General features: G+C 70.1%; 30 protein-coding genes and 1 tRNA gene. 23 read left to right on the top strand and 8 right to left on the bottom strand.

Annotated features, from left to right (window positions below; all coding sequences use genetic code 11):
• Positions 1–75 precede the first annotated feature (75 nt).
• The 6 genes from MUY22_RS10090 to MUY22_RS10065 all read left to right on the top strand — a co-directional run bounded on the left by MUY22_RS10090 (position 76) and on the right by MUY22_RS10065 (position 5,915).
• Positions 76–1,302, top strand: a complete 1,227-nt coding sequence (locus tag MUY22_RS10090) for an extracellular solute-binding protein (RefSeq protein WP_247059040.1) — start codon at positions 76–78, stop codon at positions 1,300–1,302.
• The gene (locus tag MUY22_RS10085) at positions 1,299–2,432 is read left to right on the top strand and encodes an ABC transporter ATP-binding protein (protein ID WP_247059039.1); all 1,134 of its coding nucleotides are present in this window, start codon (positions 1,299–1,301) and stop codon (positions 2,430–2,432) included. Before MUY22_RS10090 ends, MUY22_RS10085 begins: the two co-directional genes overlap by 4 nt.
• Positions 2,429–3,349, top strand: a complete 921-nt coding sequence (locus MUY22_RS10080; protein ID WP_247059037.1) for an ABC transporter permease — start codon at positions 2,429–2,431, stop codon at positions 3,347–3,349. The genes MUY22_RS10085 and MUY22_RS10080 overlap by 4 nt, the downstream gene beginning before the upstream one ends.
• Positions 3,346–4,173, top strand: coding sequence for an ABC transporter permease (locus MUY22_RS10075; RefSeq protein ID WP_247059035.1), 828 nt, complete (start codon positions 3,346–3,348; stop codon positions 4,171–4,173). Before MUY22_RS10080 ends, MUY22_RS10075 begins: the two co-directional genes overlap by 4 nt.
• Before the next feature lie 14 nt (positions 4,174–4,187).
• Positions 4,188–4,964: a tyrosine-protein phosphatase gene (locus MUY22_RS10070; protein ID WP_247059033.1), complete on the top strand. Its 777-nt coding sequence runs from the start codon at positions 4,188–4,190 to the stop codon at positions 4,962–4,964.
• 111 nt (positions 4,965–5,075) lie between these two features.
• Positions 5,076–5,915, top strand: a complete 840-nt coding sequence (locus MUY22_RS10065) for a MerR family transcriptional regulator (protein ID WP_247059031.1) — start codon at positions 5,076–5,078, stop codon at positions 5,913–5,915.
• On the opposite strand, the gene thrS is transcribed toward MUY22_RS10065, so the two are convergent.
• From thrS to MUY22_RS10045, 4 genes are all read right to left on the bottom strand, one after another.
• Positions 5,848–7,122 (bottom strand): threonine--tRNA ligase, encoded by a 1,275-nt coding sequence (gene thrS, locus MUY22_RS10060; protein WP_256475816.1) that lies wholly within the window; start codon positions 7,120–7,122, stop codon positions 5,848–5,850. The two genes, MUY22_RS10065 and thrS, sit on opposite strands and share 68 nt — an antisense overlap.
• 130 nt (positions 7,123–7,252) lie before the next feature.
• Positions 7,253–7,876, bottom strand: a complete 624-nt coding sequence (locus MUY22_RS10055; protein ID WP_247059026.1) for a dihydrofolate reductase family protein — start codon at positions 7,874–7,876, stop codon at positions 7,253–7,255.
• A gap of 79 nt (positions 7,877–7,955) precedes the next feature.
• The gene (locus MUY22_RS10050; RefSeq protein ID WP_247059024.1) at positions 7,956–8,423 is read right to left on the bottom strand and encodes a heme-degrading domain-containing protein; all 468 of its coding nucleotides are present in this window, start codon (positions 8,421–8,423) and stop codon (positions 7,956–7,958) included.
• A gap of 25 nt (positions 8,424–8,448) precedes the next feature.
• A complete protein-coding gene (locus tag MUY22_RS10045) occupies positions 8,449–8,826 on the bottom strand; it encodes a VOC family protein (protein ID WP_247059022.1) in 378 nt (125 codons plus the stop codon).
• 81 nt (positions 8,827–8,907) lie between these two features.
• Here MUY22_RS10045 and MUY22_RS10040 point away from each other — a divergent pair, with 81 nt between their 5' ends.
• On the top strand, positions 8,908–10,866 hold the full coding sequence (locus tag MUY22_RS10040) for a phosphocholine-specific phospholipase C (RefSeq protein WP_247059020.1): 1,959 nt from the start codon (positions 8,908–8,910) through the stop codon (positions 10,864–10,866).
• Here MUY22_RS10040 and MUY22_RS10035 read toward each other — a convergent pair.
• Complete coding sequence (locus MUY22_RS10035; RefSeq protein WP_247059018.1) at positions 10,863–12,092, bottom strand: M20 family metallopeptidase; 1,230 nt, start codon at positions 12,090–12,092, stop codon at positions 10,863–10,865. The genes MUY22_RS10040 and MUY22_RS10035 overlap by 4 nt on opposite strands.
• A gap of 77 nt (positions 12,093–12,169) precedes the next feature.
• Here MUY22_RS10035 and MUY22_RS10030 point away from each other — a divergent pair, with 77 nt between their 5' ends.
• The 8 genes from MUY22_RS10030 to MUY22_RS09995 all read left to right on the top strand — a co-directional run bounded on the left by MUY22_RS10030 (position 12,170) and on the right by MUY22_RS09995 (position 16,432).
• Positions 12,170–12,652, top strand: coding sequence for a tRNA adenosine deaminase-associated protein (locus MUY22_RS10030; protein ID WP_247059016.1), 483 nt, complete (start codon positions 12,170–12,172; stop codon positions 12,650–12,652).
• Between the two features lie 23 nt (positions 12,653–12,675).
• Positions 12,676–13,104: a nucleoside deaminase gene (locus MUY22_RS10025; protein ID WP_247059014.1), complete on the top strand. Its 429-nt coding sequence runs from the start codon at positions 12,676–12,678 to the stop codon at positions 13,102–13,104.
• A gap of 57 nt (positions 13,105–13,161) precedes the next feature.
• Positions 13,162–13,371, top strand: coding sequence for a CsbD family protein (locus MUY22_RS10020; RefSeq protein WP_247063786.1), 210 nt, complete (start codon positions 13,162–13,164; stop codon positions 13,369–13,371).
• Between the two features lie 33 nt (positions 13,372–13,404).
• Positions 13,405–13,492 (top strand) — tRNA-Ser (locus MUY22_RS10015).
• Positions 13,493–13,655: 163 nt separating this feature from the next.
• Positions 13,656–13,976, top strand: coding sequence for a hypothetical protein (locus MUY22_RS10010; RefSeq protein ID WP_247059012.1), 321 nt, complete (start codon positions 13,656–13,658; stop codon positions 13,974–13,976).
• Entirely contained in the window at positions 13,969–15,135 is a 1,167-nt protein-coding gene (locus MUY22_RS10005; protein ID WP_247059010.1) for a putative T7SS-secreted protein, read from the top strand. The genes MUY22_RS10010 and MUY22_RS10005 overlap by 8 nt, the downstream gene beginning before the upstream one ends.
• 40 nt (positions 15,136–15,175) lie before the next feature.
• A complete protein-coding gene (locus MUY22_RS10000; protein WP_247059009.1) occupies positions 15,176–15,592 on the top strand; it encodes a contact-dependent growth inhibition system immunity protein in 417 nt (138 codons plus the stop codon).
• Positions 15,593–15,649: 57 nt separating this feature from the next.
• On the top strand, positions 15,650–16,432 hold the full coding sequence (locus tag MUY22_RS09995) for an SDR family oxidoreductase (RefSeq protein ID WP_247059007.1): 783 nt from the start codon (positions 15,650–15,652) through the stop codon (positions 16,430–16,432).
• Here MUY22_RS09995 and MUY22_RS09990 read toward each other — a convergent pair.
• On the bottom strand, positions 16,425–16,997 hold the full coding sequence (locus MUY22_RS09990) for a hypothetical protein (protein ID WP_247059005.1): 573 nt from the start codon (positions 16,995–16,997) through the stop codon (positions 16,425–16,427). The genes MUY22_RS09995 and MUY22_RS09990 overlap by 8 nt on opposite strands.
• Positions 16,994–17,395 carry a hypothetical protein gene (locus MUY22_RS09985; protein ID WP_247059003.1) on the bottom strand — a complete coding sequence of 134 codons (402 nt, stop codon included), beginning with the start codon at positions 17,393–17,395 and terminating at the stop codon, positions 16,994–16,996. Before MUY22_RS09985 ends, MUY22_RS09990 begins: the two co-directional genes overlap by 4 nt.
• A 324-nt stretch (positions 17,396–17,719) precedes the next feature.
• Here MUY22_RS09985 and MUY22_RS09980 point away from each other — a divergent pair, with 324 nt between their 5' ends.
• Both MUY22_RS09980 and MUY22_RS09975 read left to right on the top strand, forming a co-directional pair.
• Positions 17,720–18,640: a TauD/TfdA family dioxygenase gene (locus tag MUY22_RS09980; RefSeq protein WP_247059001.1), complete on the top strand. Its 921-nt coding sequence runs from the start codon at positions 17,720–17,722 to the stop codon at positions 18,638–18,640.
• Positions 18,641–18,656: 16 nt separating this feature from the next.
• The gene (locus MUY22_RS09975) at positions 18,657–19,103 is read left to right on the top strand and encodes a limonene-1,2-epoxide hydrolase family protein (protein WP_247058999.1); all 447 of its coding nucleotides are present in this window, start codon (positions 18,657–18,659) and stop codon (positions 19,101–19,103) included.
• Between the two features lie 290 nt (positions 19,104–19,393).
• Here MUY22_RS09975 and MUY22_RS09970 read toward each other — a convergent pair whose 3' ends face one another.
• On the bottom strand, positions 19,394–20,428 hold the full coding sequence (locus tag MUY22_RS09970; protein WP_247058997.1) for a CapA family protein: 1,035 nt from the start codon (positions 20,426–20,428) through the stop codon (positions 19,394–19,396).
• Positions 20,429–20,554: 126 nt separating this feature from the next.
• On the opposite strand from MUY22_RS09970, the gene MUY22_RS09965 reads away from it, so the two are divergent.
• The 6 genes from MUY22_RS09965 (at position 20,555) to MUY22_RS09940 (ending at position 26,146) form a co-directional block, all read left to right on the top strand.
• Positions 20,555–23,041: an endonuclease/exonuclease/phosphatase family protein gene (locus MUY22_RS09965; protein WP_247058995.1), complete on the top strand. Its 2,487-nt coding sequence runs from the start codon at positions 20,555–20,557 to the stop codon at positions 23,039–23,041.
• 142 nt (positions 23,042–23,183) lie between these two features.
• Complete coding sequence (locus MUY22_RS09960) at positions 23,184–23,702, top strand: hypothetical protein (RefSeq protein ID WP_247058992.1); 519 nt, start codon at positions 23,184–23,186, stop codon at positions 23,700–23,702.
• Complete coding sequence (locus MUY22_RS09955) at positions 23,699–24,889, top strand: putative T7SS-secreted protein (protein WP_247058990.1); 1,191 nt, start codon at positions 23,699–23,701, stop codon at positions 24,887–24,889. The genes MUY22_RS09960 and MUY22_RS09955 overlap by 4 nt, the downstream gene beginning before the upstream one ends.
• The gene (locus MUY22_RS09950) at positions 24,889–25,464 is read left to right on the top strand and encodes a hypothetical protein (RefSeq protein WP_247058988.1); all 576 of its coding nucleotides are present in this window, start codon (positions 24,889–24,891) and stop codon (positions 25,462–25,464) included. Before MUY22_RS09955 ends, MUY22_RS09950 begins: the two co-directional genes overlap by 1 nt.
• Positions 25,461–25,781: a hypothetical protein gene (locus tag MUY22_RS09945; RefSeq protein WP_247058986.1), complete on the top strand. Its 321-nt coding sequence runs from the start codon at positions 25,461–25,463 to the stop codon at positions 25,779–25,781. The genes MUY22_RS09950 and MUY22_RS09945 overlap by 4 nt, the downstream gene beginning before the upstream one ends.
• Complete coding sequence (locus MUY22_RS09940) at positions 25,778–26,146, top strand: YbaB/EbfC family DNA-binding protein (RefSeq protein WP_247058984.1); 369 nt, start codon at positions 25,778–25,780, stop codon at positions 26,144–26,146. Before MUY22_RS09945 ends, MUY22_RS09940 begins: the two co-directional genes overlap by 4 nt.
• Positions 26,147–26,155 lie beyond the last annotated feature (9 nt).

The raw sequence follows: 26,155 nt of genomic DNA, 5'->3' as shown, positions 1-26,155 counted from the left end.
GAAAGTCCTCGCCAAGGCCCTGTCCGATCTGATATATGATGCGACATACAACATTATCACGGGCAAGGAGCAGCCATGCAGGGTCGCAGCGGCTTCCGATTCCGACGGGTGGTGCTGGCGGTGAGCCTCGCCACCGGCCTCACGGCGTGCGGCGCCCCCGGCGGCGACGGCGGCCAGGCAGCGGCCCCGCAGGCCGTGCCGGACAAGCCGAGCAAGCCGGTCGTGCTCAACATCCTCGACATCGCGGGCAACCTGCAGCTCACCAAGCAGATGATCGAGAACTTCAAGGCTGCGCACCCTGAAGTGCTGTCGAAGGTCACCTATTCGACGGCCCCCGCCCCGAGCATGGCGGGCAAGCTCAAGGCCGAGCAGGACGGCGGCGTCGCCCAGACCCACCTGGTCCTCAGCGGCACCGACGGCCTCTCCGCCGGTATCGCGAACGGCACGCTCGCGAAGGTCCTCCCGGACTTCGCTGGCCGGTTCCCGAACTTGATGCAGAACTACCTCGAGCCCGCGGCCAAGATGCAGGACTTGGCCAACGGCTACGGCGTCGAGGTCGTCTACTACCCGTCGGGCCCGCTGCTGGAGTTCAACCCGGCCGCGGCCGGCACGCCACCGGCGTCACCGCAGGAGCTGCTCGACTGGGCGAAGGCGCACCCGGACAAGTTCCAGTACGCCCAGCCGGCGAACTCCGGCCCGGGCCGGACGTTCCTGATGGGCCTGCCCTACCTCCTCGGGGACAAGGATCCGAAGGACCCGGACAAAGGATGGGACAAGACCTGGGCGTTCCTGCAGGAGCTGGGCAAGTACGTGAAGTACTACCCGTCCGGCACCACCGAGGCGATGAAGAACCTCGCCTCCGGCGCGGTCGACATGGTCATGTCCACCACGGGCTGGGACATCAACCCGCGCAAGCTCGGCACGGTGCCGAACACGGTCAAGACCGCGATCATGCAGCCGATGCACTGGGTCACCGACGCCCAGTACGTGCTCATTCCCAAGGGCCTCTCCGGTGACCAGACGTCGGCGATCCTGCAGCTGATCGCGTGGATGCTCAAGCCCGACCAGCAGGCCATCGCCTACGACGACGGCTACTTCTACCCCGGCCCGGCCGTCAAGGACGTCACCCTCCAGATGGCGCCGCAGAAGAGCCAGGACACGATCAAGCAGTTCGGCCGCCCGGAGTACGAGCAGTGGATCGCCCAGTACCCCAAGGAGACGTCGCTGCCGGCCGAGCAGCAGGTCAAGGCGTACGACAAGTGGAACCAGCTGGTCGGCGGCTCGAAGGTCGGCAAGAAGTGACGTTCGAGCAGCTGCGGCTGGACGGTGTCTCGCGCAGCTTCGGCACCGCGCACGCCCTGCAGGGCCTGGACCTCGCCATCACGCGTGGCGAGTTCGTGGCTCTGCTGGGCCCGTCCGGCTGCGGCAAGTCGACGGCCCTCAACTGCCTCGCCGGCCTCCTGCCCTTGACGGGCGGCAGCATCTGGCTCGACGACACCCGCATCGACGGCCGCCCACCGGAGCAACGCGGGTTCGGGATGGTCTTCCAGAACTACGCGCTGTTCCCGCACCTGTCCGTCCGCGCGAACGTCGGCTTCGGCCTCCAGATGCGCAAGGTCGCCCGCGCCGAGCTCCGCCGACGCGTCGACGAGGCGCTCCGGCTCGTCCAGCTCACCGAGCACGCGGCGAAGTTCCCCGCCCAGCTCTCCGGCGGCCAGCAGCAACGCGTCGCGATCGCGCGGGCCGTGGTGCTCGAGCCGGCGGTCGTCCTGATGGACGAGCCGCTGTCCAACCTGGACGCCAAGCTCCGCCTCGAGATGCGGATGGAGATCCGCCGCCTCCACCAGACCCTCGGCCTCACCACCGTCTACGTCACCCACGACCAGGAGGAGGCGCTCTCGCTCGCCGACCGCCTGGTCGTGCTGCGCGAGGGCACGGTCCAGCAGATCGGCACCCCCGAGGAGGTCTACGCCCAGCCGGTGAACAGCTACGTCGCCTCCTTCATGGGCTACCGCAACCTCCTGGACCTGACGCTCACGAGCGCCACCGGCACCGCCGGCTCACCACCCGCCGGTTCAGCGGCCCTCGGCTCGTCGGCCGCGGGCTCGTCCGTCACCGGTTCGGCGGCCACTGGTTCGCCGGTCACCGTCGAGGGCGACGGCGTCCGCCTGACCGGCACCAACCGCGACGCCCTCACGGACGGCCCGGCCAAGGTCGCCATCCGCCCCGAGGACTTCGTCGTGGGCGAAGGCGCCGAGAACGCCCTCGACGTCACGGTGGAAATCGTCGAGTACCACGGCCGCGAGCTGTCGGTCTCGGCCCGCTTGGCGAACGGGGTCCCGGTCTACTTCCGCACGGACAAGCGCCTCGCCCCCGGCGACCCGGTGAAGATCGGCGTCCCGGCCGAGCGGGTCCTGGTGTTCGCGCCGTGACCGCCACGACCTCCGCGAACTCCACGACCGCCGTGACCGCTGCCCGCCCGGCCCTGCGCCACCGCCTGGCCGAACGCGGCATCGACCGCGTGCTGCTGCTCCTGGTGCCCGGGTTGCTGGTCACCGCGTGCCTGTTCCTGTATCCGTTCCTCTACGGCCTCCAGTTGTCGTTCGCCCCGCGCCAGGGCGGCGTCTTCGCCAATTACGCCAGGTTCTTCGGCGATCCGTACCTGCGCGACACGATCTGGACGACGCTGGGCATCGCGCTGCCCGCGACGTTCATCAACGTCCTCGCCAGCATCCCGATCGCCTACGTGCTGCGCGGCCGCGTGCGCGGCAAGCGCCTCCTGACGACGATCCTGGTCGTCCCGATCACGCTCGGCACGGTGCTCACCGCGCAGGGCCTGATCATGTACGGCGGCCAGTCGGGCTGGCTGAACAAGGTGCTCACGGTCCTCGGGATCACCGACGAGCCGCTGCCGCTGATCCACAACTACACGGGTGTGCTCCTGTCGCTGGTCATCACCGGCTTCCCTTTCTCGTTCCTGCTGACGTTGTCCTATCTCTCGGGCATCGACCCCTCCTTGGAGAAGGCGGCCGCGACGCTCGGCGCCAGCTGGACGCAGCGCTTCCGGCGGATCACGCTGCCCCTGCTCGCACCCGGCCTGGCGATCACCTTCTGCCTCTCGTTCGTGATGGCGTTCTCGGTGTTCCCGTCGGCCCAGCTCGTCGGCGACCCGGCGAACGAGACCCGCGTCATCTCGATCGCGGCCTACCACGCCGCGTTCGAGGAGTACGACTACTCGATGGGCTCGGCCGTCGCGATGATCATGGCGGTGCTCATGCTGATCGTGATCGGCCTGGTCATGGCGTGGCGCGGCACGCTGTACCGCGGAGCGACCGGAGGCAAGGGATGACCGGTTGGGTCGCGCGTCCCGGACGTTGGGTCGTCTGGGCCGTCGTCGCGTTCTTCTTCGTCAACCTCGCTGGTGTGGTCCTTTCGGTCGTCGTCGATTCGTTCGGTGTGCAGTGGTTCGGCACCTGGCTCCCGGACGGCTTCACCACCCACTGGTACGCCGACGCCTGGCGCGAGTTCGGCCTCTCGGACGTCCTCCTCACGACGGCGATCGTCGCTCTTGTGGTGATCACCGTGTCGGTGGCGGTCGGTGTCCCGGCCGCGTACGCACTGGCTCGCCGGAAGTTCCCCGGCAAGCGCCTGGTGATGCTGCTGTTCGTGCTGCCGATCCTGATCCCGCCGATCACCTACGGCATCCCGCTGGCGACGGTGCTCTACAAGTTCCACCTGGCCGGCTCGATCACCGGAGTCATCCTGGCGAACCTGGTGCCGTCGGTGCCGTTCGTGGTGCTCACGATGACGCCGTTCATCGAGCAGATCGACCCGAAGATCGAAGCCGCCGCGCGCATGTCGGGCGCGCGGACGCTGTCGGTGTTCACCCGGATCCTCGGGCCGTTGCTGCTGCCGGGCATCCTGGCCGCGTCGATCCTGGTGCTGGTGCGCACGGTCGGCATGTTCGAGCTGACGTTCCTGACCGCCGGCCCGGACTCGACGACCCTCGTCGTGGCCCTCTACAACTCCGTGTTCGCCGCGGGCATCCGCGCCAACCAGTCGGTCGACGCGATGGCGACGATCTACACCGGTTCCATGCTGTTGCTCCTCGTCGTGGCGTTACGGTTCGTGAATCCGACGCAGTTGGTGACCCGGATCCGCGAAGAAACCTGAGGTGGTGCGAAACCATGAGCAGGGCGGTGGCCTGGGACGGCTTCTTCAACACCAGGGACCTCGGCGGCCTGCCGACCAAGTCCGGGGAGACGACCGGCTACGGCGCCTTCTTCAGGTCGGCGGACCTGCGTTTCGTCACCGACGCGGGCTGGGCCCAAGCTCGTGAAGCCGGTGTCCGCACCATTGTCGACCTGCGCAACGACGACGAGATCCGGCCTACGGCCGAATCGCGAACAGCGCAGGCGGGTTCGGCGCGGTTCACCGCACCCTCCGCGACCTCGGCTACGCCGGGCATCGACCGGCTCGAAGTGCCGCTCGACGACATCGACGACGTCGAGCTCTGGCAGCAGGTCAACCGCGAACAGCTCAACGGCAGCCCGCTCTACTACCCCCTCTTCCTCCAGCGGAAAGCCGGCCGCTGCGCCGCCGTCATCAAGGCGATCGCGCACGCCGCTCCCGGCGGTGTCCTGTTCCACTGCGGTGCCGGTCGGGACCGGACCGGGCTGATCACGCTCCTGTTGCTCGCGCTGGCCGGTGTCGAACCCCGGGCGATCGCCGCGGACTACGACATGTCGGCCGAGGCCCTCAAGGCACTGTTCGCCGCGATGGGCCTCGACGACCAAGAGCCGGTCATCGAGGCCATTCTCGCGAAGCGAGGCACCACGACCGAAGGAGCCGTCTTGGCGGCCCTCGACGGTTTCGACGTCGAGCACTATCTGCTCGATGCCGGTGTCTCCCGCGAAGAACTCCGCGACGTTCGCCATCGGCTTTCGGGATCACGCGCTCACTGACTGTTGCTTCCACGTGATCGACTTTACCGCCATTCATCGAACATGTGATCGACACGATGAGGTGAAACGACCCTTGCGCCTCCCCTCGGGGGAGGTGTCACGCTGACCGGCATGCGGTACTCGATCGGCGAACTGGCCCGGCTGACCGGCCTCACGGTCAAGGCCGTTCGCTTCTACTCCGACCGCGGTCTCGTGCCGCCGGACGAGCGCAATTCCGCAGGTCACCGCCTCTACGACGCGACCGCACTCGCGCGGCTCGACCTGATCCGCACCCTTCGCGGACTGGGTGTCGACGTCGCCACGATCCGGCGGATCGTCGACGGCGAAGTCACCGTCGCCGACGTCGCGGCGCGGCACGTCGGAGCCCTGGACGTCCAGATCCGGGTGCTGCGGTTGCGTCGCGCTGTCCTGACCGCCGTCGCGGAGCGTGGTTCGTCACCCGAGGAGACAAGTCTCATGAACCAGTTGGCCCACCTGACGGACACCGAGCGTCGCCGGCTGATCGACGACTTCCTCCGTGCCGCGCTCGGCGACCGTCCCGAACTCGCGGGCATCGCGCGCACGCTGACGCCCGAACTGCCCGACGACCCGGCGTCCGCGCAGGTCGAGGCGTGGATCGAGCTGGCCGAGCTGGCCCAGGACCCGGAGTTCCGCGCGGTCCTGCGCCGGCTCGTCGACCAGCACGAAGGCGGCCTGCGCCGTGACCTGGCCGCCGAAGTCCGCGTCGCCGTCACACCGGCTCTCGACGCCGGAGTGCCGCCGGATTCGCCCGAGGCCGCCGCGATCGTCGACGGCCTCGGGCGCGAACCCGGCCGGCTGCGGGAATGGCTCGTCGTCGTCAACGACCCACGTCGCGAGCGCTACCTGGAGCTGCTCGCCGTCATCAACGGCTGGTCGGCTCCGGAAAGCCTGACGCCGGCGCTGGATTGGCTCGCCGCAGCGGTTTCCTGATCTCGTCGGCCAGCGCGGCCAGCGCTTCCGCCGCCGGTCGCGCCGCCACCTGGCTTCCGTCGCGCAGCCGGAAGGAAAGCGACTCCGACGAAACCTCCCGAGGCCCGATCACGGCCTGGTACGGCACCAGCCGCCCGTCGCGGATGCGCGCGCCCAGGCTGCCGCGGGACGCGTCGACGACCTCGATGCGCAGGTCGTCGTTCTGAATCCGTTGCGCGTAAGGCAATTCCGCGTCGGACAACGGCAGCAACCGCAGCTGCACCGGCGCCAGCCAGGCCGGGAACGCGCCGCCGTGGACCTCGATCAGCTGCGCCATCGCCCGCTCGATGCTGCCGATGATGCTGCGGTGGACCATCACCGGACGGTGTTTCGCACCGTCCGCGCCGACGTACTCCAGGCCGAACTGCGCCGGCTGGTGGAAGTCGACCTGGACGGTGGACAAGGTCGCTTCGCGGCCGGCGCTGTCGGCGACCTGGACGTCGATCTTCGGTCCGTAGAAGGCCGCTTCGCCCTCGACGGCGTCGTACTCGAGCCCGCTGCGGTCGAGGACCGAACGGAGGATTCGCGCCGCCCGCGCCCACATTTCCCCGTCGCCGACGTACTTCCCGGTGTCCCCGGCGAGTGAGAGCCGGTAGCGCGCCGGGCGGATGCCGAGAGCGTCGTAAGCCTGCCTTATCAGGGCCAGCGCGGCCGCGGCTTCGTCCTCGACCTGGTCGAGGGTGCAGAAGACGTGCGCGTCGTTGAGCTGGATCGCGCGCACCCGGCTCAGGCCGCCGAGCACCCCGGACAGCTCGGCGCGGTACATCCCGCCGAGCTCGGCCAGGCGCAGTGGCAGCTCGCGGTAACTGCGGCCGCGCGACCGGTAGATCAGCGCGTGGTGCGGGCAGAGGCTCGGCCGCAGCACGACCTGCTCGCCGCCGAGATCCATGGGCGGGAACATGTCGTCGCGGTAGTGCGACCAGTGCCCGGAGATCTCGTACAGCTCGCGTTTGCCGAGCACGGGCGAATGGACGTGCCGGTACCCCGCGCGACGCTCGACGTCGCGGACGTACTCCTCCAGGCTGTGGCGGACGATGGCGCCGTCGGGCAGCCAGTACGGCAGGCCGGCGCCGATCAGCGGGTCGGAGCCGAACAGCTCCAGCTCGCGGCCGAGCTTGCGGTGATCGTGCATTGTGGACTCCTCGTGGACGGCGAGGCGGGTGACCACAAGACGAAGCCCGGGGCAACCGCCCCGGGCTGGAAACGTCGTTCAGCGCGCCGGGACACTCTCCGGCGTCGTCGTCATGGCGCGCATCATGCGTCCACGGTAGCCAGCGGCGTCCGGCGCCGCGACGGAATTACTCCGTCACCAGCCGGAACGTGTCGTGGCGGGGCTTCCCGGCCGGGCGCAGGACCAGCACGTTCGCGCCCGACGACGTCCGGCGCGTCTCGACGTGCTCGAACGACTTCGGCGCCACGCCCTCCGGGAACAGCTTGCGGCCTTGGCCCAGGACGACCGGGTAGAGCCACAGCCGGTACTCGTCGACGAGGTCGTGCGCGATGAGCGTCTGCAGCAGGTCGCCGCTGCCGTGGACCTGGATCTCGCCGCCCGGCCGCGCCTTCAGCTCGCGGACGAATTCGACGACGTCGCCGTCGACGACGGACACGCCGGACCAGTCCGAACCCGGCAGCGTGCGGGACACGACGTACTTCGGCAGGGTGTTCATCGCGACCGCGACCGGGTCGTCCTGGTCGGTCGCTTTCGGCCAGTACTGCACGAAGATGTCGTACGTCCGGCGGCCGATCAGGAGCGAGCCGGCCTGGCCGAGCCACTCGGCGGCGTAGGCGGCCATGTCGTCCTCGTAGAACGGCGTCACCCAGCCGCCCTGGTCGAAGCCGCCCGACGGGTCTTCCTCGACGCCGCCGGGACCCTGGTAGACGCCGTCCAGGGACAGGAACGTCGTGACGATCAGTTCGGCCATGGTGCCTCCTCGAATCGGGGATCTCGGAAGACGCGTCGTCCGAGGCGGACCCCGGATCGACAAACCCGCTCGAAGAATTTCAGGACGCCAGGAACAGCTCCAGCTGCTCGACGACGAACGCGTGGTCGTCGGCCTGCGGGAGGCCGGACACGCCGACCGTGCCGACCGGTCCGACGCCCCGGACCAGCACCGGGAACACGCCGCCGTGGGCCGCGTAGACGTCCGGGTCGAGGCGGGAGTCCTCCTCGAACGTGCTGCCCTTCGCGCGGAACTGCGTGCCGACCAGGAAGGAGCTGTGGCCGTAGCGGTCGACGACGCGGCTCTTGCGCTCGATCCAGGCGTCGTTGTCGGCCGACGTCCCGGGCAGCGCCGCGTGGAAGAGGCGCTGGCCGTTGCGGCGGACGGAGATCGTCACGGCCAGCCCGCGCTCCCGCGCGGCGGCCAGCAGCTGGGCGCCGAGGGCGAGCGCGGTCTCGTTGTCGAACTTCGTGAACTGGAGGCGTTCCTCCTGGTCAGCGAGCTGGGCGAGGCGTTCGGCATCGGTCATGGACCTATTAAATCAACACTGTTGTTTAATTACCAGTGAACTCGGTCAGGGACAGCACGTTGCCGTCGGGATCGCGGAACCAGGCGATCCGGCCGCCGGGCGTGGTCCAGATTTTGTCGGTGTCCTGTGGCAGCGTGTCGAAGGTCAGGAACTCGACGCCCCGGGCACGCAGCTCGGCGACGGCCGCGTGGATGTCGGCCACCGCCCAGCCGAGCACGGTGAACGGGTGCGGCGTGAACTCCTGCACAGCGGTGACGCGCAGCATGGTGCCACCGCTGCGGAACACACAGGCGAAGGGAGATTGCTCGATGAACTCGAGCCCGGCGACATCCGTGTAGAAGGCACGTGAGCGTTCGAGGTCGGTCGACGGTGCGAAGGCGACCAGATCCGCTGAGTCGAGCATGGCTCCACCTTTCTCCCGGCGGCGACGGTACTCCTTGCCCGGCGTGCTGACGTGCGGAAAGCTCGCGCCGAGGAGGTGGGCATGGGCCGGATCCGGCGGCGGACGGTGCTCGGTGGCGCCGCGGCGGTGACGGTGGCCGGTGCGCTGCCCGTGGCGTGCGCGCTGCCGGCGTCGCGCACGGGCACGATCGACGACGTCCGTCACGTCGTGGTGCTGATGCAGGAGAACCGGTCTTTCGACCACTACTACGGGACGATGGCCGGGGTGCGCGGGTTCGGTGACCGCGCGGCCCTGCGTGACGTCTTCCGGCAACGCGGCAGCGGTGGCGGCGACCCGGTGCTGCCGTTCCGGATCGACACGTCCGTGGTGGACGGTCAGGACCTCGGCGAGCTGCCGCACGACTGGAACAGCACGCACCGCGCGTGGAACGGCGGCGCGTACGACGGCTGGATCGCCGCGAAGAGCCCGATGACGATGGGCCACTTCGCGCGTGAGGACATCCCGTTCCAGCGGGCGCTGGCCGGCGCGTTCACCCTGTGCGACCACTACTTCTGCTCGATCCAAGGGCCGACACAGCCGAACCGGCTGTTCCACTGGACCGGCACGATCGACCCGGACGGGGTCGCGGGCGGTCCGGTCACCCACAACTTCCCGGACTACGAGCCGTCGTTCCGCTGGACGACGTACCCGGAGCGCCTGGAAGCCGCCGGGGTCTCGTGGCGGATCTACGCGAACGACGAGGAGCGCGGCGTCCCGGAGCACTTCGTCGGGGACTACGGCGACAACCCGTTGTGGCTGTTCCGGAACTACCACGACGCGTTGTACTCGATGGACCCCGTGAAGCAACGGCTGGCCGAGCGCGCGAACCTGCGCACGAAGCTCAAGCCGGACTCCGGCCGGGGCCAGGACCTCGACCACGTGCTGGCCGAGTTCCTCGCGGACTGCGACGCCGGGACCCTGCCCGCGGTGTCGTGGGTCGTGGCGCCCTACGGCTACTGCGAGCACCCCGCGGCCCGGCCGGTCGACGGTGCCGCGTACGTCCAGCGAATGCTGAAAGCGTTGTGGGACAAGCCGGAACTGTGGGAATCCACCGTCGTGTTCATCAACTACGACGAAAACGATGGGTTCTTCGACCACGTCCTCCCGCCGACCCCGCCACCCGGGACGCCCGGCGAGTTCCTGCCGGCGAACCGGCCCGCGAGGGGCGCGCCGTCCGGGCCGCCGGCGCCGATCGGGCTGGGGCCGCGGGTGCCGATGACCGTGATCTCGCCGTGGAGCCGCGGCGGCTGGGTGAACTCGCAGGTCTTCGACCATACGTCGGTGCTGCGGTTCCTCGAGACCTGGACGGGTGTGAAGGAGCCGAACATCTCGGCGTGGCGCCGGGCGATCTGCGGCGACCTGACCAGCTGTTTCGACTTCCGGACGCACGACACGACGATCCCGCTGCTGCCGGACGTCGCCGCGCTGCGCGCAGAAGTGGACCGGACGCAGGCACGGCTGCCGAAGCCGGGGGTGCGGCCCGGTGCGTTGACGCAGGAGTCCGGCACCGCGAAGGCGCGTCCGCTGCCGTACCAGCCGGTCGCCTGGGCCACTGTGGAGCCGGGCGAGCTCAAGCTGCACCTGGCGAACCACGGCACCCAGGCGCTGCAGCTCTCCGCGCACGCCTACCACGCGGGCGCGACGGTGCAACGCTTCGACGTCCCGCCGAGCGGCGTCGTGACGGGCGACGTCGCGTACGGCGCGTCCTACGACGTCGCGATCCACGGCCCGAACGGCTTCCTGGTGGAAGCGTCGGGTAGTGGGCCCGGCCTCGACGCCGCCGTCACGTTCGAGGCGACACCGGCGTTGCGCGTGACGGTGACCAACGCCGGAGCGACGCCGGTCGCGCTCAACGGCGTCACGATCCCGCCGAGCGACGAGCACGACTTCCCGGTGGTGACGGCGAACGGCTGGTACGACGTCACGTTCGAAACGCCGGGGTGGCGCCGGCGCTTCGCCGGGCACCTGGAGGACGGCCGCCCGTCGCGCTCCGGGCCCTAGCGGAGGGCGTCCAGGGCGAAGGCGGCCAGCATCGCGACCCCGTTCGGCATCGCGTCTTCGTCGAAGAGCACGCGGTTCGAGTGGTTCGCCGCGGCTTCGGCAGGATCGATGCCGGGCGGGCACGCGCCGAGGAACGCGAACGCACCTTGAACGCGTTGCAGGACATAGGAAAAGTCCTCGGCGCCCATGATCGGGTCGGCCATCAGCTCGACGTTCTCCGGGCCGAGCACGGCTTCGCCGATCGTCAGGACCTCGGCGGCGACGCGGTCGTCGTTGACGGTCACCGGGTAGCCCGGCCCGACGTCGGCGACGACGCGGCAGCCGTACGCTGCGCCGACCTGCTCGCACACCTTCGGCACCTCGGCGCGGACCAGCGCGCGCGTGTGCTCGGACAGGGCACGGATCGTGCCCTCCAGCTCGGCGGTCTCCGGGATGATGTTCGACGTCGTGCCGGCCTGGATCCGCGTGACCGAGAGCACGGCCGGGTCGAACACGCTGACCCGGCGCGTGATCATCGTGTGCAGCGCGCCGACCATCGCCGCGGCCGCGGGCACCGGGTCGATCGTGTGCTGCGGCGCCGAACCGTGCCCGCCCTTGCCGGTGACGCGCACGAAGAACGAGTCCGCCGACGCCATCTGCGTGCCCGGCCGGACCGCCAGCAGCCCGCTGCGCAGGTTGGCGAGGATGTGGACGCCGAACGCGCGCTCGACCCGCGTCCCGGCGGCGTCGAGCACGCCTTCGTGGATCATGAACCGGGCGCCGTGGTGGCCCTCTTCGCCCGGCTGGAACATGAACACGACCGATCCGGCCAGCTGGTCCTTCCGCGCGGCGAGCAGCCGGGCGGCGGAGGCGAGCATCGCCACGTGCGTGTCGTGCCCGCACGCGTGCATCGACTCCTCGTCCTCGGACGCGAAGTCCAGCCCGGTCGCCTCGGTCAGCGGCAGCGCGTCCATGTCGCCGCGCAGCAGCACCGCCGGGCCGGGCCGGGAGCCGCGCAGGACGGCCGTCAGTGACGTCGCGGCCTTGCCCTCGGTGATCTCCAACGGCAGGTCGGCGAGGGCTTCGCGGATGGCCGCCTGGGTGATCGGGAGGTGGAGGCCCTGTTCCGGGTGCCGGTGCACGGCGCGTCGCAAGGCGACGGTGCGCTCCTGCAGCGCCCGCGCGTCGTCGAGGAGGCCGGCGAACGGCGTGCCGGGCAAGGTGGGCAGGTCAGTGGGGCCGGTCATGCTCCCGATAGTGCCCCATGCGGCGCTTCGGGCGCACCGTGCGTGCGCTCGGTCGAGCGGCGGAATACGGTGTGCGCATGGCGGTGGATGAGCCGGTCACGGGCTTCGCGGTAGCCGTGGTCCGGGAGGACGGTCGGTGGCGGTGCAGTGCGCTCGACCCGGGGGCGTTGACAGAGCTGGACGCGGCGATCACTGAACTGGGCAAACTACGTTCCACCGGCGCGGCCTTCGGGCTACTGGCGGTCGACGACGAGTTCTTCGTCCTCGTCCGGCCGAGCCCGCGGGGACCGGCGTTGCTGCTTTCGGACGCGGCGGCGGCACTCGACTACGACATCGCGGCGGACGTCCTCGACGTCCTGCGCGTCGAACCGCCGGACGAGGAAGACGACTCCGTCTGGCCCGAAGGCGACCTCGAGATCCTCGCGGACCTCGGGCTGCCGGCGCCGGAGCTGGAGGTCATCGTCGGCGAGGTCGACCTGTACCCGGACGAACAGCTGCAGATGATCGCGCAGCGCGTCGGGTTCGGTAGCGAGTTCGCCAAGCTCCTGGACGAGCTCTGAGACGCCCGTCCGACACCGAGGCCGTGGAGGCGGCGCTGGAGGCCGCGCGCGCCCCCGGTGCGGACGTCCCGATCGGCGCGGTCGTGTTCAGCCCCGAAGGCCTCCCGTTGGCCGCGGCGCGCAACGCGCGCACGGAGCTGGGTGACCCGACGGCGCACGCGGAGGTCCTGGCGCTGCGCGCGGCCGCCAAGGTGGTGGGCGACGGCTGGCGCCTCGAGGGCTGCACGCTGGCGGTGACGCTGGAGCCGTGCACGATGTGCGCGGGCGCGCTGGTGCTGGCGCGGATCTCGCGGCTGGTGTTCGGCGCGTGGGAGCCCAAGACGGGCGCGGTGGGGTCCCTGTGGGACGTCGTCCGCGATCGTCGGCTGAACCACCGCCCGGAAGTCCACGGCGGGGTGCTCGTCGCGGAGTGCGCGTCCCTGCTGGAGACGTACTTCGCGACGCGTCGCTGAGTTCTCCTCTGGGTACCCCCTTGGTGAGGTCCCCGTCGAAGGAGGAACGTCGTGACGATGAAGGACAAGGTCCAGCAGGCAGTCGGCGGCGCTCGCGAGAAGCTCGGAGACGTGACCGGCAACGATCGTCTCAAGGCTTCGGGTCGAGCCCAGCGAAGGACGGCCCAGGTCCGCGAAGTGGCTCATGACCTGCGAGACAAGGCACGAGGCGTGATCCGCGACGTCCAGACCCGACGTCGCCCCGGCCGCCCCGCTGACCCCATGTGAGGCCGGGGAAGGCCCTCCGGTATATTTCTCGGCGGTGGCGTGTCCGAGCGGCCGAAGGAGCACGACTCGAAATCGTGTGACGGCTAATCCCCGTCCGTGGGTTCAAATCCCACCGCCACCGCGCACCCGGACCCCCGGTCGGCTCAGCCGACCGGGGGTTTCGGCTTTCGCGGGAGAAATGTTTTCCTTACCCTTGTTGACGCTGCGCGCAGGTACCGTGGCGGAGCGCGCTTGTCGGGAGCGAGTGCGAGAAGGGCACCACCGGAACGGCCTGGGGAGGCGCCGTGGATGGTCCAGGTTTTCATGTCGACGTCGAAAAGGTGGAAGAAGCGGCGTCAGGCATTCAGCGAAGCGTGTCCGATCAGGAGAGCTTCGCCCTCCGAGGCTTGTGTGGGGACACTGCCTTGTATGGCCACGGCGGTCTGCACGACGCCTTGATGAACTTCTGCGTCCGCTGGAGTGACGGCCTCGACACGTTGACCGACGATGCCGGGGTCATCTCGGACGTCTTGGGGCGCGCGGCCGGCGCGTACCGGGCGGTTGACGCCGCTGCTGCCGGTTCGCTCAAAGCCGATCCGGCGGAGCAGGCGGTGGACGGTGGCTGAACTCGGCGAGTCCGCGGACCCGAAAGCGCTCGTTCCGGGAAATCCTGAAGCCATCGAAGAAAATATCCGCGTACTGCGTGGTCGCGGTGACGAAACCGAGCAGGCCGCGGAGGGTCTGCGTGCGATCGACACCGGGTCCTGGGAAGGGCCGGCGGCTCACGCCTTTCACGACAAGTTCAGCTACGAACCCAACAAGTGGTACGACGCCGCGGACGCGCTTCACCGCGGTGCTTCGCTGCTGGAGGACTACGCCACCACCTTGCGCTGGGCTCAAGGGCAAGCCGTCCAGGCCGTTGCCCTGTGGGACAAGGGGCAAGCCGCGACCGAGCAAGCCAAGACAGCGCACGATGCCGCGGCAGCCGACGCGGCCGCCCATGGTCAGGAGCCGCCGCCCTTCACCGATGCCGGTGAGCCGGCGCGCCAGGCTGCCCGTGACCTTCTCGACGGGGCGCGGGCGCAACTGACCGAGGCGGGCGACTCCATCGCGGGCCTGCTCGACAGCGAGGCGGACGCCGCGCCGCAGCAGTCCGGCTGGCTGGACGACGTCGGGAACTTCGCCGCCGACTTCGGCGGTCACCTCCTCAACGGCTTGGCCTCCTTCGGCAACGCCATGCTCAACCACCCGGTCGACACCGCGACCATGGTGGCCGGTGCGGCCCTGACCTCGATCAGCTCGGCGGGTGAAGTCGGCGGGTTGGTGCTCGACGCCACCGGTGTCGGAGCGATCGTCGGCGTGCCCGCCAACGTCGTCTCCGCCGCGGGGATCGCCGTCGGCGGCACGATGATGGCGTCCGCCGCCGGTGATTTGGCCCGGGACGCCGCGGGGGAAGACCACGTCGAGGTCGTGAAGCCCCGGGCGAATCCCCAGCAGCCGACCAAGACCGACCGGTTGAAGGAACACCTGACGGAACGGGACCTCGACGCGGCCCGGCGTGAGCTCGATGGCGAGGTGGTAGCCCGCAAGGGTGACGGGACGCCGTGGGACCACGTCAAAGAGGTTCGCGAAGCGCAGAACGGCTTGGTCAACCAGGTCAACAAACTCAAACGGATGCTCGCCGACTCGCGGTTGTCGCCGGCGGACCGTCCGGCTCTCGAAGGTGAGTTGTCCGAGGCGAGTAAACTTTTGGATCACAGCGAACAATGGGTGCCGCGAGGGTGATCCTCCTGCCGGAGTCGGGACCACGAAGAGGAATCACTTGATGGCGAACAACGAGACCCTGACGTTGGAGCAGCTCGAAGGGCACACCTGGGGCGACGCGCCGTCCGACGCTTCGCGGTTGGTCAAGACCGTGCACGAGCTTCGCCGAAAGCCGGTCGGTCAGCTGACTGCCGAGGAGCTTCGTGTCCTGCTTGGACAGCGAGTAGGTGTCGACGCGCTGGTTCCGTTCGCCTTGGCCACGCTGGAACGCGATCCGCTCGCCGAGGGCGATTTCTACCCCGGCGATCTGCTGGTCGCCGTCCTTGACCTTCCTGCGGACCACTGGACGCGGAACGCCGAGGAAGCCGAGCGGTTGACGCGGATCGTCGCTACGGCCGAGGCGATGGACTTGTCCGCCCACTTCGCACCGGCTGACGTCATTTCGGCCGCTGTCGAAAGCTTTCGCACCGGTTCTTGACTTGAAGGGCTCTTGAAGTGTGACCGTGGTGGGTAGCCGATCACGAGGGAGCACACCATGACCGTTCTCGTCACCGGGGCCACGGGCCACACCGGACGTCATGTCGTCAGTGGCCTGTTGGAAGCCGGGGCCGACGTGCGCGTTTTGGTGCGCGACGCGGCGAAGGCCCCGGCGGACGTCGAGGTCGTTCAGGGGGACATCGCCGATCTCACCGAAGCCGCCGAAGGCGTTGACGCTGTCTATCTGCTCTGGCCTTCCTTTGACTCCGAAGGCATCGAGAAGGCCCTGAAACCGTTGGAGGGTAAGAAGGTCGTCTATCTTTCCGCGATGAGTGCGGAGCACGGCGGTGTCTGGGGCGACGTCGAGAAAGCCGTCCAACGGATCACCGACGACTGGACCTTTCTGAGGGTCACCGGCCTCGCCACCAATGCCCTCGGCTGGTCGGATCAAGCTGCGACCGGCGTCGTTCGGGGACCCTATGGGCAAGCCCGGAGGTCGCTCGTTCACGAGCGCGATGTTGCCGACATGGCGGTCAAGGCGATAACCGGCGACCACGCCAAGCAGACCTACCTCGTCACCGGACCGGAAGCGCTCACCCAAGCCGAGCAGGTGAAACTCATCGGGGATGCGATGGGAAAGCCGGCCGTGTGGGAAGAACAGCCGGTCGCGGAAGCGAAAACTCAACTGAGTCAACAGATGGGTGCGGAATTCGTTACCACTGCCTTGGGATACTGGGCGTCGCTCGTTACGGAACCGGAGCCCGTCTCGCTGGACGTCGCTCGGGTCACCGGGCATCCCGCGCGGCCCTTCGACGACTGGGCTCGGGAGCACTTCAGCTGAGGTCGACCGCGGGGTTCGTCAGCGGTTCCAGTTCCGCGGCAAGGGAAGTCAGCGATGACGCCTTCTCCTGGACCGTCCGGACCACCGACGCGCACGCGCGGCTGACTGTGCTCACCACCTCGGCCGACCGGTCGTCCGACAGGACCGCTGACGCCGCTGCCTCGGCCGCGTCGGCGATCGCGGTGACCTCGGCCGACGTCGACCGGGCCAAGGCGTCCAGTTCCGACGCGATCCGGAGGCCCAGCGCCGCCGTCGTGGCCGCCGCGCGGGCGGCCTCCGCGTACTGACCGTCCACTGTGTCCGCCCAGGTCGCGAACGTTTCCGCGCTGCCGCCGGTTTCCGCCAGGTCGACGCCGGTGCGGAACTCCGCGGACGCCGACGTCACCACCGATGAACCCGCGTCCACCTCCGTGGCGGACGCGCGGATCGCCGCGGGGGAACAGTCGACGTGGCGCAGGGCCGCGACCGGGTCGGCCGCGCCGATCCGGCCGGCCGCCGCCCGGAGCGTGGCCAGCCGGGTCGCGGCCGAGGTCAGTGCCGGGTGTTCGAACAGCTCGAGCGTCACGGTGCCACCGCGATCCGCCTCCGGAAGCCCGAGCCGCTCGTGGTCCCGGCGGCCATGCGCAGCCGGCCGGCCAGGTCCGACGTCGCGTCGCCGAGGACGCGCGCGTCCGCTTCGCGCGCGGCGAGCGCGGCCGACCAGCGCGCCGCGAGCTCGCGGGCCTGGGCCGAGATGCCGAACGGCGTCGAGTCGACGCGGGCCTCGGCGAACCGGCCGGCGGCCTTGTCGTCGGCGGCCGCGGCCTGGTCCAGCTGGTCGGCCGCCCGGCGCAGCCGGTCGGGCTTCTTCCGGGTGGCGGAGCCCCCGGCGCGAAGCTCCGAGAGGGGGTTCCGGGCAACGGAGCCCCCAGCGCGAAGCTCCGGGGCACCACTGTCGATCCGCGAGCCTCTGCCTTTCGGCATGGGGAGACCTCCGTCGTCAAGGGCGCTCACTCGATCGGGGAAGATCTTGCCTCATCGGCCCGCGTGACCCGCATCGCGGTGACCTGCGGCGTTGGGAGTGTTCCACCAAGTGGACGTCTTGACCGCAGGGCGGGACTAGGTTGACCATGGGCGCATGCCCGCCACCTCGGAAAGCACGCCAATCCGGTGGCACGACCGCGCCTCCAAGCGGTCGATCGGGGAAGGCACCGTGGAGCTGCTCCTGCGCCGCGGCCGCCTGGGCTCGCCCCCTGCCTGACGCGAGCCCGGCGTCCGAATTCTCCCGAAAACCCTTGGAGCACAGTCATGTCCGTAGACCTGCCTGCCCGGATTCAGCTGCGTGAGGCCGTGACGCCCACGGACGGCATCGTCGAGGGCCCGCGCGCCCTCCGCGACAACCCGGGCGAACCGTACGAACTGTTCCGGATCCGCCCGCTCGGCCGGGTGATCGGCGCCGAGATCGACGGCGTCGACCTCGCCCGGCCCGTCACGCCCGAACTGCGGGCCGAGCTCAACCGCGCCCTGCTCGAGTGGAAGGTTGTTTTCTTCCGCGACCAGCGGATCACGCCGGCGCAGCAGCGCGCGTTCGCCTCGAACTGGGGCGAGCTGGAGACCAACCCGTTCATCCCGCGGGGCGAGAACGACGAGGTCACGCGCTTCGAGCGCACCGCGTCCATGCCCGGCTTCGAGAACATCTGGCACACCGACGTCACCTGGCGGCCCAACCCGGCGCTCGGGTCGGTGCTGCGGCTGATCGAGGTGCCGCCGGTCGGTGGCGACACGATGTGGGCCGACATGGCCGCTGCCTACGACAACCTGCCCGAAGACGTCCGCGCCCGCATCGACGGGCTGACCGCGGTGCACGACTACCTCCCCGGCTTCGACCGGTTCGCCGATCCGGCGTTGCTCGCGCAGTGGCAGGAGCGGTTCCCGCCGGTCGAGCACCCGGTGGTCCGCACGCACCCGGAGACCGGGCGGCGCACCCTGTTCGTCAACCAGGCGTTCACGACGCACGTCGTCGGCCTCGACCGGGCCGAGAGCGACCGGCTGCTGCGGTACCTGTTCCTGCAGGCCCACACGCCCGAGTTCCAGGTGCGCTTCAGCTGGCGGCCGGACTCGGTGGCCTTCTGGGACAACCGCGCGACGCAGCACTACGCCGTGAACGACTACCACCCGCACGTCCGGATCGCGGAGCGCGTCGCCATCGCGGGCGACCGGCCGTTCTGAGCCTTAGCCTGAGGGCATGACCGAAGACCCCCAGGCAGTGGTGACCGGTTTCCTCAAGGCTCTCGAAGACCTCGACATCGACCGCGCGCTGACGTTCGCGGCGAGCGACATCGTGTACCAGAACGTGCCGTTGCCGCCCGCTCGCGGCGTCGCCGCGGTCGAGAAGCAGTTGCGGCTGATGGCCCGGTTCGGTTCCGGTTTCGAAGCGCGCACGCACCACATCGCCGCGGACGGCAACATCGTCCTCACCGAACGCACCGACGTCCTGCGCCGCGGCGCGTGGGAAGCGGAGTTCTGGGTGTGCGGCACGTTCGAGGTCGAAGGCGGCCGGATCGTGCTGTGGCGCGACTACTTCGACTGGACGACGGTGCTCGCAGCGAGCGCGAAGGGCGCCGGGCGGGTCGCGCTGGCCGGCGCGCGGACGCTCATCGGCCGTTATCGGGCGAGGTCCGCCGTCCGCTGACCCGGGTACTGCCGCGATCGTGGGCCCGAAGGTCCACGACCGCGGCTGTCCCCAGTACCAGCACGAACACGCAGCTGAGAACGATCAGCCCCCACATGATCATTCTCCCTCCCCCCGTGTCGCGCTGACTCTTGTGCCTCCAGGAAGTGGTCTACGCCACTTTTCGGCGGCTCTCGCAGACCGTACCTCCGCTTCACAGCGGTGACTCCGGTCCTTGACCTGCATTTAAGGCAGATGCGCCGGATGGGTGACAGGCGTAACGCGAGCTGTAACTCCTCGCGCGCGATCCGTTACGCCCCAACGCCTAAGCCCGCCACCGACGCGATCCCGTCCCGCACGGTCACCGCGGTGGCGCGCTGCGCGGAGACGTCCGTGACGTAGCGCAGCACCCGGTCCGCTTCCTCGCCCGCGAGCGGTTCGCACTCGTTGGCGGCGTTGCGCCGCACCGGGATGAGCTCGAGCCGGGGCTCGTCGCCGAAGATGCAGCCGGCCAGCAGCCCGTCGAGGTGCCGGCCGCGCATCGCGGGCCAGTCGAACACGAGGTTGCCGAGGCTGTAGAGGATCGCTCGGCCGCGGTACACCTCGACGGCCTGGATCGTGTGCGGGCCGTGCCCGGCGACCAGGTCGGCGCAGGCGTCGATCGCCGCCCGGCCGTAGGTCACCTGGTACTCCGCGAGGTCCGCGCCGGGCAGGCCCCAGTGCATCGAGACGACGACGTGGTCGTTGGCCGCCTTCGCCCGGCGCACGTCGGCGGCGAGCCGCTCCAGGTGTTCGGGCACCGGCGCCGTGCGCACCAGCGGCGGCAGTCCCGGGACGTCGGCGACGCGCGGGTCCGGCTGGTAGGACGTGGTCGCAAGCGCTTGCGCGACGCCCGGAGCCGTCACCTGCGCCGCCTGGCCGAACGGCCAGCAGAGCGACGTGTACGCGAGGAAGGCGACCTTCTGCCCGGCGCGTTCGAGCACGGCGGGCGCGTGCGCGGCGGCGAGGCCCGTGCCGGCGCCGCAGTGCGCGATCCCGGCTTCGTCGAGCACGGCGAGGCTCGTCATCGCGGCGGCCGGCGGGTAGGTGACGTCGTTCGCGCACGAGACGACGTCGACGTCGGCGGCCGTCAACGCCTCGACCATCTGCTGCGCGGAATGGCGCCAGTTCGGTTTGTGCGGGATGTCCGCGCCGCCGGAGTTCCCGGCGGTGCCCGAGAGCGGTCCTTCGAGGTTCACGAACCGGATGTCGGCGCCCTGGAGCAGGGGATGCAGGTGTTCGAAGGCCTTCGACGGTGTCGCACGGCCCTGAACGTTGACGTCTCCGCCAAGTACCAACGTGATCACGAAGCCTGCTCTGCCGATCGAGTGACGACGAAAGTAGTTGTTACGAATCGTTGCATCTTTGTCTTCCTGCTCCTCATCTGTTCGGGGGACTATGCCACGACTGTTCAAGCACAAAGGGGACTCAGGGTGACCAAGACCCACAGATCCAAGGCCGCGCTGACGGTGGCCGTCGCGTCGGGCCTGGTGCTCGGCGGGGTGGCCGCACCGGCCGCGCTCGCGACGCCCAGCGCCGACGCGGTCATCGCCGAGGTCTACGGCGGTGGCGGCAACTCCGGCGCCACGCTGACCAACGACTTCGTCGAACTCGCTAACCACGGTACTGCGGCCGCGAGCTTGGTTGGCTTCAGCGTCCAGTACCTGCCCGGTTCGCCGAGCGCGTCGAGCACCTGGCAGGTGACGCAGCTGGCCGGCAGCGTCGCGCCGAGCGGGCGCTACCTGGTGGCCGAGGGCAAGGGGGCCGGGGGCACCGTCGCGCTGCCCGCACCGGACGCGACCGGCGCGATCGCGATGTCGGCGACCGCGGGCACGATCGCCCTCGTCTCCGGGACCACCGCGCTGACCTGCAAGACCGTCGCGGACTGCGCGGCCGACACCCGGGTCAAGGACCTCGTCGGGTTCGGCGCCGCCACCGTGCGCGAGGGCAACCCGACGGCGGCGCCGGCCAACGCGACGTCCGTCGCGCGCGGCACGACCCTGGCCGACACCGACGACAACGCCGCGGACTTCACCGTCGGCGACCCGACGCCGACCAACGCCGCGGGCGAGACGACCGGCGGCGGCACCGGGCCCGGCGAGCCGGGGACCCCGGCGAAGATCCACGACATCCAGGGCACCACGCGGCTTTCCCCGCTGAAGGACCAGAAGGTCAGCGGCGTGACCGGCGTCGTCACCGCGACGCGGACCTTCGGCTCGTCCCGCGGCTTCTGGCTCACCGACCCGGCCCCGGACAACGACCCGCGCACCAGCGAGGGCCTGTTCGTGTTCACCGGCTCGACCAGCCCGGCCGTCGCGGTCGGCGACGCCGTGACCGCGACCGGCACCGTCCGCGAGTTCTACCCGGACACCCCGTCGACGTCGGTCTACCAGTCGCTCACCGAGCTGGGCACGGCGCAGTGGACGGTCGACTCGCACGACAACGCGCTGCCCGCGCCGACCGTCCTGAGCCCCACGACGGTGCCGGAGACGTACGCGCCGTCGCCCGGCGGCAACATCGAGGCGCTGCCCCTGGAGCCGGCGAAGTACGCGCTGGACTTCTGGGAGGCGCACGAGAGCGAGGTCGTGAGCGTCAGCGACGCCCGCGTCGTCGGCCCGTCGAACTCGTTCAACGAGCTGTACGTGACGACCAAGCCGGACCAGCACCGCTCCGTCCGCGGCGGCAGCGTCTACCTGGGCTACGACAAGCTCAACAGCGGCGTCCTCAAGGTGCAGTCGCTGATCTCGTTCGACCAGCGGCCGTTCCCGAAGCTCAACGTCGGTGACGCGCTGACCGGCGTCACGTCCGGCCCGGTCGAGTACAGCACCTTCGGTGGCTACACGCTGTTCGCCAGCGTGCTCGGCGCCGACAAGGACAACGGGCTGCAGGCCGAGACCACGCGCAAGCAGCGCACCGGCGAGCTGGCCGTGGCCACCTACAACGTCGAGAACCTGGCGCCCAGCGACCCGCAGGCGAAGTACGACCGCCTCGGCGAGGCGATCGTGACCCACCTGGCGACGCCGGACATCGTGAACCTGGAAGAGATCCAGGACAACACGGGCGCGACCGACGACGGCGTCGTCGTCGCGGACCAGACGCTGCAGAAGTTCACCGACGCCATCGTCGCCAAGGGTGGCCCGCGCTACCAGTGGCGCTCGATCGACCCGGTGAACGACCAGGACGGCGGCCAGCCGGGCGGCAACATCCGCGTGGCGTTCCTGTTCAACCCGGCTCGGGTGTCCTTTGTGGACCGCCCGGGTGGCACGTCGACCACGCCGGTCAGCGTGACGAAGGACCACGGCAAGGCGCACCTGTCGGCGTCCCCGGGGCGCGTCGACCCGGCCAACGAGGCCTGGACGGCCAGCCGCAAGCCGCTGGCCGGCGAGTTCGTCTTCCAGGGCCGCACGGTGTTCGTCATCGCCAACCACTTCAACTCGAAGGGCGGCGACCAGCCGACGCACGGCCGCAACCAGCCGCCGGTGCGCAGTTCCGAGGTGCAGCGGGCCAAGCAGGCGACGGTGCTGCGCGGGTTCGTCGACTCCCTGCTGGCGGCCGACAAGAACGCCAACATCGTGGTCGCGGGCGACCTGAACGACTACCCGTTCTCGCCGGCCGTCCAGACGCTCACCGCCGGTGGCGCGCTGAAGGACCTGATCGCGACGGTGCCGGAGGCGGAGCGCTACAGCTACGTCTTCGAGGGCCAGTCGCAGGTGCTGGACCACATCCTGGCGTCGAAGGCGCCGCGCGGGGTGGACTACGACGTCGTCCACATCAACGCGGAGTTCGCGGACCAGGCCAGTGACCACGACCCGCAGGTGATCCGGTTCCGGCCGAGCACCGGCAACGCGATCCAGGACGCGCTGTACGACCTGCTCGACTACCTGGAGCAGGTGCTCGGGAAGTACTTCCCGCAGCCGTAGGTTTCGTTCGGAAGGCCGTCATCGGGTGTTGCCCGGTGGCGGCCTTCTTCGTGCCCACACCTTCGAGTGACATCGAGTGACTTCGAAACCGCTCTGCGTGTTCGGTCGTCTTACTGGGCGACGGGACCACAGGGAGGGTGGCGTGGACGGATACGCGGTGAAGGTCGACGAGCTGGGCAAGCTCATCGCCGACCTGGATACGGCGGCGGACCGGATGGCCGACGCGAACCGGAAACTCGGCGGCGGCGGGGTGTTCGGCTCGCTCGGCAATGCCGAGCTGGGCCGGGCGGGAGCGGAGTTCGAGGAGGCGTGGGGGTACGGGATCGAGCGGCTCGGCGACGCGGCTGTCGGGATCACGGAGCGGCTGAAGCAGGCGAAGGGGAAGTACGAGCAGATCGAGGCCCAGTTCGGTGGGGAGCTGGGGAAGTTCGGGTCTGACGTGTTCGGTTCGGGTGATGGCCCGGTGGGCGGCGGGATCACGGGCGGGATGCCGGGCGTGGGTGAGCTGGCGGACCGGGGTGAGCGGTCGGTCGGTGGTGGTTACACGGGTGGCGTGGCCGGGATCGACGACCTGGCCGAGCGTGCGGCGGCGGACGAGCGGCCGGTCGGTGGAGGTGCGACCGGTGGCATCACCGATCTCCTGAACGGCCTCGGCCGATGAGCGCGCGCGACTTCCCGGCGCTGGGCTTCGACCCGGCGCCCGGTGATCTCGACGGCGTCGCCGACCTGGCCGGCAAGTACCGCGTGGTGAGCCGTGATCTGGCGGAGGCGAACGTCTCGCTGCGCGAGATCGTCACCAAGCAGGGCGTCTGGCAGGGTGAGGCGAGCGAAGCCTTCACACGGCGCGTAGGCCCGCTGCCCGACTACCTCGACGGCGCCGCCAAGTCGATGGGCCAGGCCGCCGACGCGCTGGACGCGTGGTCCCACGACCTCGGCGACCTGCAGAAGCGCGCGGCGGACCTGGAAGCCCGTGCGGAGGCGGCCGCCCGTGCGGCCGAGCAGGCGCGGGCGAACCCGGACCTCGCGCTGGCGAACCGGACGTTCCCGGACCAGCCGTCCCTGCAGATCGCCCAGCGCCTGCTGGACAACGCGGGTGAGCAGCTCGAGACCGCGATCGACGGCTGCCAGAACGTCCAGGACGCGGCGAAGCAACTGCTGACCGAGCACACCGACGCCGCGGGCCGGGTCGCCGAACTGCTGCGCAAGGCGAAGGAACTGGCCCCTGACGAGCCGGACCTGCTGGACGAGCTGTCCGACGCGGTGGGCGGGGCGCTGGCCGACCTGTCGAGCACCCTGGCCGACTCGGTGGACGAGGTGTGGAACTTCGTCCAGGACCACGCCGAGGTGATCTCGAAGTGCTCCGACGTGACGGGGGACATCGGCAACGTTCTCGGGTTCGTCGGCGAGTTCCTCCCGCCACCGGTCAACGTGGTGGTCGGCGGGGTCGCGACCGGGATGGGGGTCGCCGCGCTGGCCGGCCACGCCACCGCGGCGGCAGCGGGCGCCGATGTCGCCACGGAGACCCTGCTCTTCGACGGGATCGGTGCCGGGACGTCCTTGATCGGCACCTTCGCGCCACCGGGCGTCGAGGGCGTGATGAAAGGCCTCGGCTACGGCGCGTTCGGGGCTCAGTTCCAGATCGACGCCTCGAGCCAGGCGCTCGGTGGGAGCTTCGAAGGGCCGATCAGCGACTTCAAGAGCTATTGGCTGCCGAAGGACGCCGACGACTGGGCCGCGGTCGTTTCGCCGGGGGTGAGCGCCTACACGCACGCGGCGGAAGCCGGCACCCGAGCCGACAACGCGCCCGATCGTCGTCGCGAGCGGGCGGAAGACGAGGTGTGGAACTGATGCCGCTGCAGATCGACCTGCCGCCCGGGTTCGCCGGGATGCCGGTGGGCGGGGACGACAAGCTGAACCGCGGGCACGCCTGGACCGTCGCCGGGAACCTGGCGGCCGGAGCGGGTACGAGCGTCGAAGAGTTCGGCAGCTACCTGATGGCGCTGGTGCCGGCCATGCAGGCCAACGGTATCCGCGTGTTCGGCAAGTTCGCGGTCGGCCCGCGGCAGCCGGACGTCGCGACCCTGACGCTGGGCGTGGTGCAGTGGCCCGAAACCGCGCCCGCCAACCCGGACGCCGTCGTCGCGGCGATGGCCGAGCAGTACCGGAGCAGTCACCCCCGCGCGGTCGTCCACCCGGTGCGGTTGCCGATCGGCCCGGCTGTCGTCGCGATCAGCGGCGGCGAGTTCCACCTGCCGGCGGGGGACGTACGCGCGCAGATCAAGGCCGAGTACCAGATTCCGCTGCCGGACGGCCGGTCCGTGGTGGTGCTCTCGGTCGCCACAGCGTCGGAGGACGCCTGGCCGGCGGTCGCCGAGGCGACAGCCAGGGTGGCTTGGAGCTTGCGCAGCCAGGAGAACGCGTGACGGCCTGGACGTCGGCGGCGGACGCCTCATCGTTCCCGCTGGCGTACGTGCTCGGTTTCATCGTGCTCGGCGGCCTCGCGGCCGGCGCCCTGGCGATGACCATCATCCGGATCGCGCGGTCCAGGAAGCCCCGGGACGAGCAGATGATGCTCCTGGCCGCGCAGCTCGATGGTCGGTATCAGGTGTGCGTCCGGATGATGGAGATCGGCCTGACGCGGGAGGATCTCCGCCGAGTCGCGCACGGCCGCGGCTACGCGCTGATCGAGCACCGGTTCGCCAAGTACTACGAATTCGTGCGGTATCCGGGGAGACCATGAACAATCCGCAGCTGATCGATGAGATGCGCTGGCAGCTCAAGCAGATCGAGGACCGCAAGGCCGAGAACCGGCGGCTGCTCGCGGGGATCGCGGGGAGCGGACACACGACCGTCGTCTCGGCGGATCGGAGCGTCACCGTGCTCGCCGGGCCCGGCGGGGTCGTCAGTGAGGTGCGGCTGGCGCCCGAGGCCATGCGGTGCGACGCCGTCAGTCTCGGCCGGACCATCACCGCCGCTGTCCGGGAAGCCGTTGCCGCCGGTGGCCGGCTCGCGAGTCCGCCGGAACGGCAACAACAGCCGGTGGTGCGGCCGCGCAGGCAGGTTCCGGAGGAAGACGAGCCCTACGACACCGTCTACGACGTCTGAGACCGGCTG

It is taken from the genome of Amycolatopsis sp. WQ 127309 (assembly GCF_023023025.1).
GTDB lineage: Bacteria > Actinomycetota > Actinomycetes > Mycobacteriales > Pseudonocardiaceae > Amycolatopsis.
Note: the sequence above shows the minus strand (reverse complement) of the source record. Positions and strands in the feature narration are given on the sequence as shown.

Bases quoted from the DNA above. Each gene is read 5' to 3' on its own strand.
- MUY22_RS10090 (WP_247059040.1), top strand. From the start codon at position 76: ATGCAGGGTCGCAGCGGCTTCCGATTCCGACGGGTGGTGCTGGCGGTG.
- MUY22_RS10075 (WP_247059035.1), top strand. From the start codon at position 3,346: ATGACCGGTTGGGTCGCGCGTCCCGGACGTTGGGTCGTCTGGGCCGTC.
- MUY22_RS10070 (WP_247059033.1), top strand. From the start codon at position 4,188: ATGAGCAGGGCGGTGGCCTGGGACGGCTTCTTCAACACCAGGGACCTC.
- MUY22_RS10065 (WP_247059031.1), top strand. From the start codon at position 5,076: ATGCGGTACTCGATCGGCGAACTGGCCCGGCTGACCGGCCTCACGGTC.
- MUY22_RS10055 (WP_247059026.1), bottom strand. From the start codon at position 7,876: ATGGCCGAACTGATCGTCACGACGTTCCTGTCCCTGGACGGCGTCTAC.
- MUY22_RS10050 (WP_247059024.1), bottom strand. From the start codon at position 8,423: ATGACCGATGCCGAACGCCTCGCCCAGCTCGCTGACCAGGAGGAACGC.
- MUY22_RS10045 (WP_247059022.1), bottom strand. From the start codon at position 8,826: ATGCTCGACTCAGCGGATCTGGTCGCCTTCGCACCGTCGACCGACCTC.
- MUY22_RS10040 (WP_247059020.1), top strand. From the start codon at position 8,908: ATGGGCCGGATCCGGCGGCGGACGGTGCTCGGTGGCGCCGCGGCGGTG.
- MUY22_RS10035 (WP_247059018.1), bottom strand. From the start codon at position 12,092: ATGACCGGCCCCACTGACCTGCCCACCTTGCCCGGCACGCCGTTCGCC.
- MUY22_RS10030 (WP_247059016.1), top strand. From the start codon at position 12,170: ATGGCGGTGGATGAGCCGGTCACGGGCTTCGCGGTAGCCGTGGTCCGG.
- MUY22_RS10020 (WP_247063786.1), top strand. From the start codon at position 13,162: ATGAAGGACAAGGTCCAGCAGGCAGTCGGCGGCGCTCGCGAGAAGCTC.
- MUY22_RS10000 (WP_247059009.1), top strand. From the start codon at position 15,176: ATGGCGAACAACGAGACCCTGACGTTGGAGCAGCTCGAAGGGCACACC.
- MUY22_RS09995 (WP_247059007.1), top strand. From the start codon at position 15,650: ATGACCGTTCTCGTCACCGGGGCCACGGGCCACACCGGACGTCATGTC.
- MUY22_RS09985 (WP_247059003.1), bottom strand. From the start codon at position 17,395: ATGCCGAAAGGCAGAGGCTCGCGGATCGACAGTGGTGCCCCGGAGCTT.
- MUY22_RS09980 (WP_247059001.1), top strand. From the start codon at position 17,720: ATGTCCGTAGACCTGCCTGCCCGGATTCAGCTGCGTGAGGCCGTGACG.
- MUY22_RS09975 (WP_247058999.1), top strand. From the start codon at position 18,657: ATGACCGAAGACCCCCAGGCAGTGGTGACCGGTTTCCTCAAGGCTCTC.
- MUY22_RS09955 (WP_247058990.1), top strand. From the start codon at position 23,699: ATGAGCGCGCGCGACTTCCCGGCGCTGGGCTTCGACCCGGCGCCCGGT.
- MUY22_RS09950 (WP_247058988.1), top strand. From the start codon at position 24,889: ATGCCGCTGCAGATCGACCTGCCGCCCGGGTTCGCCGGGATGCCGGTG.
- MUY22_RS09940 (WP_247058984.1), top strand. From the start codon at position 25,778: ATGAACAATCCGCAGCTGATCGATGAGATGCGCTGGCAGCTCAAGCAG.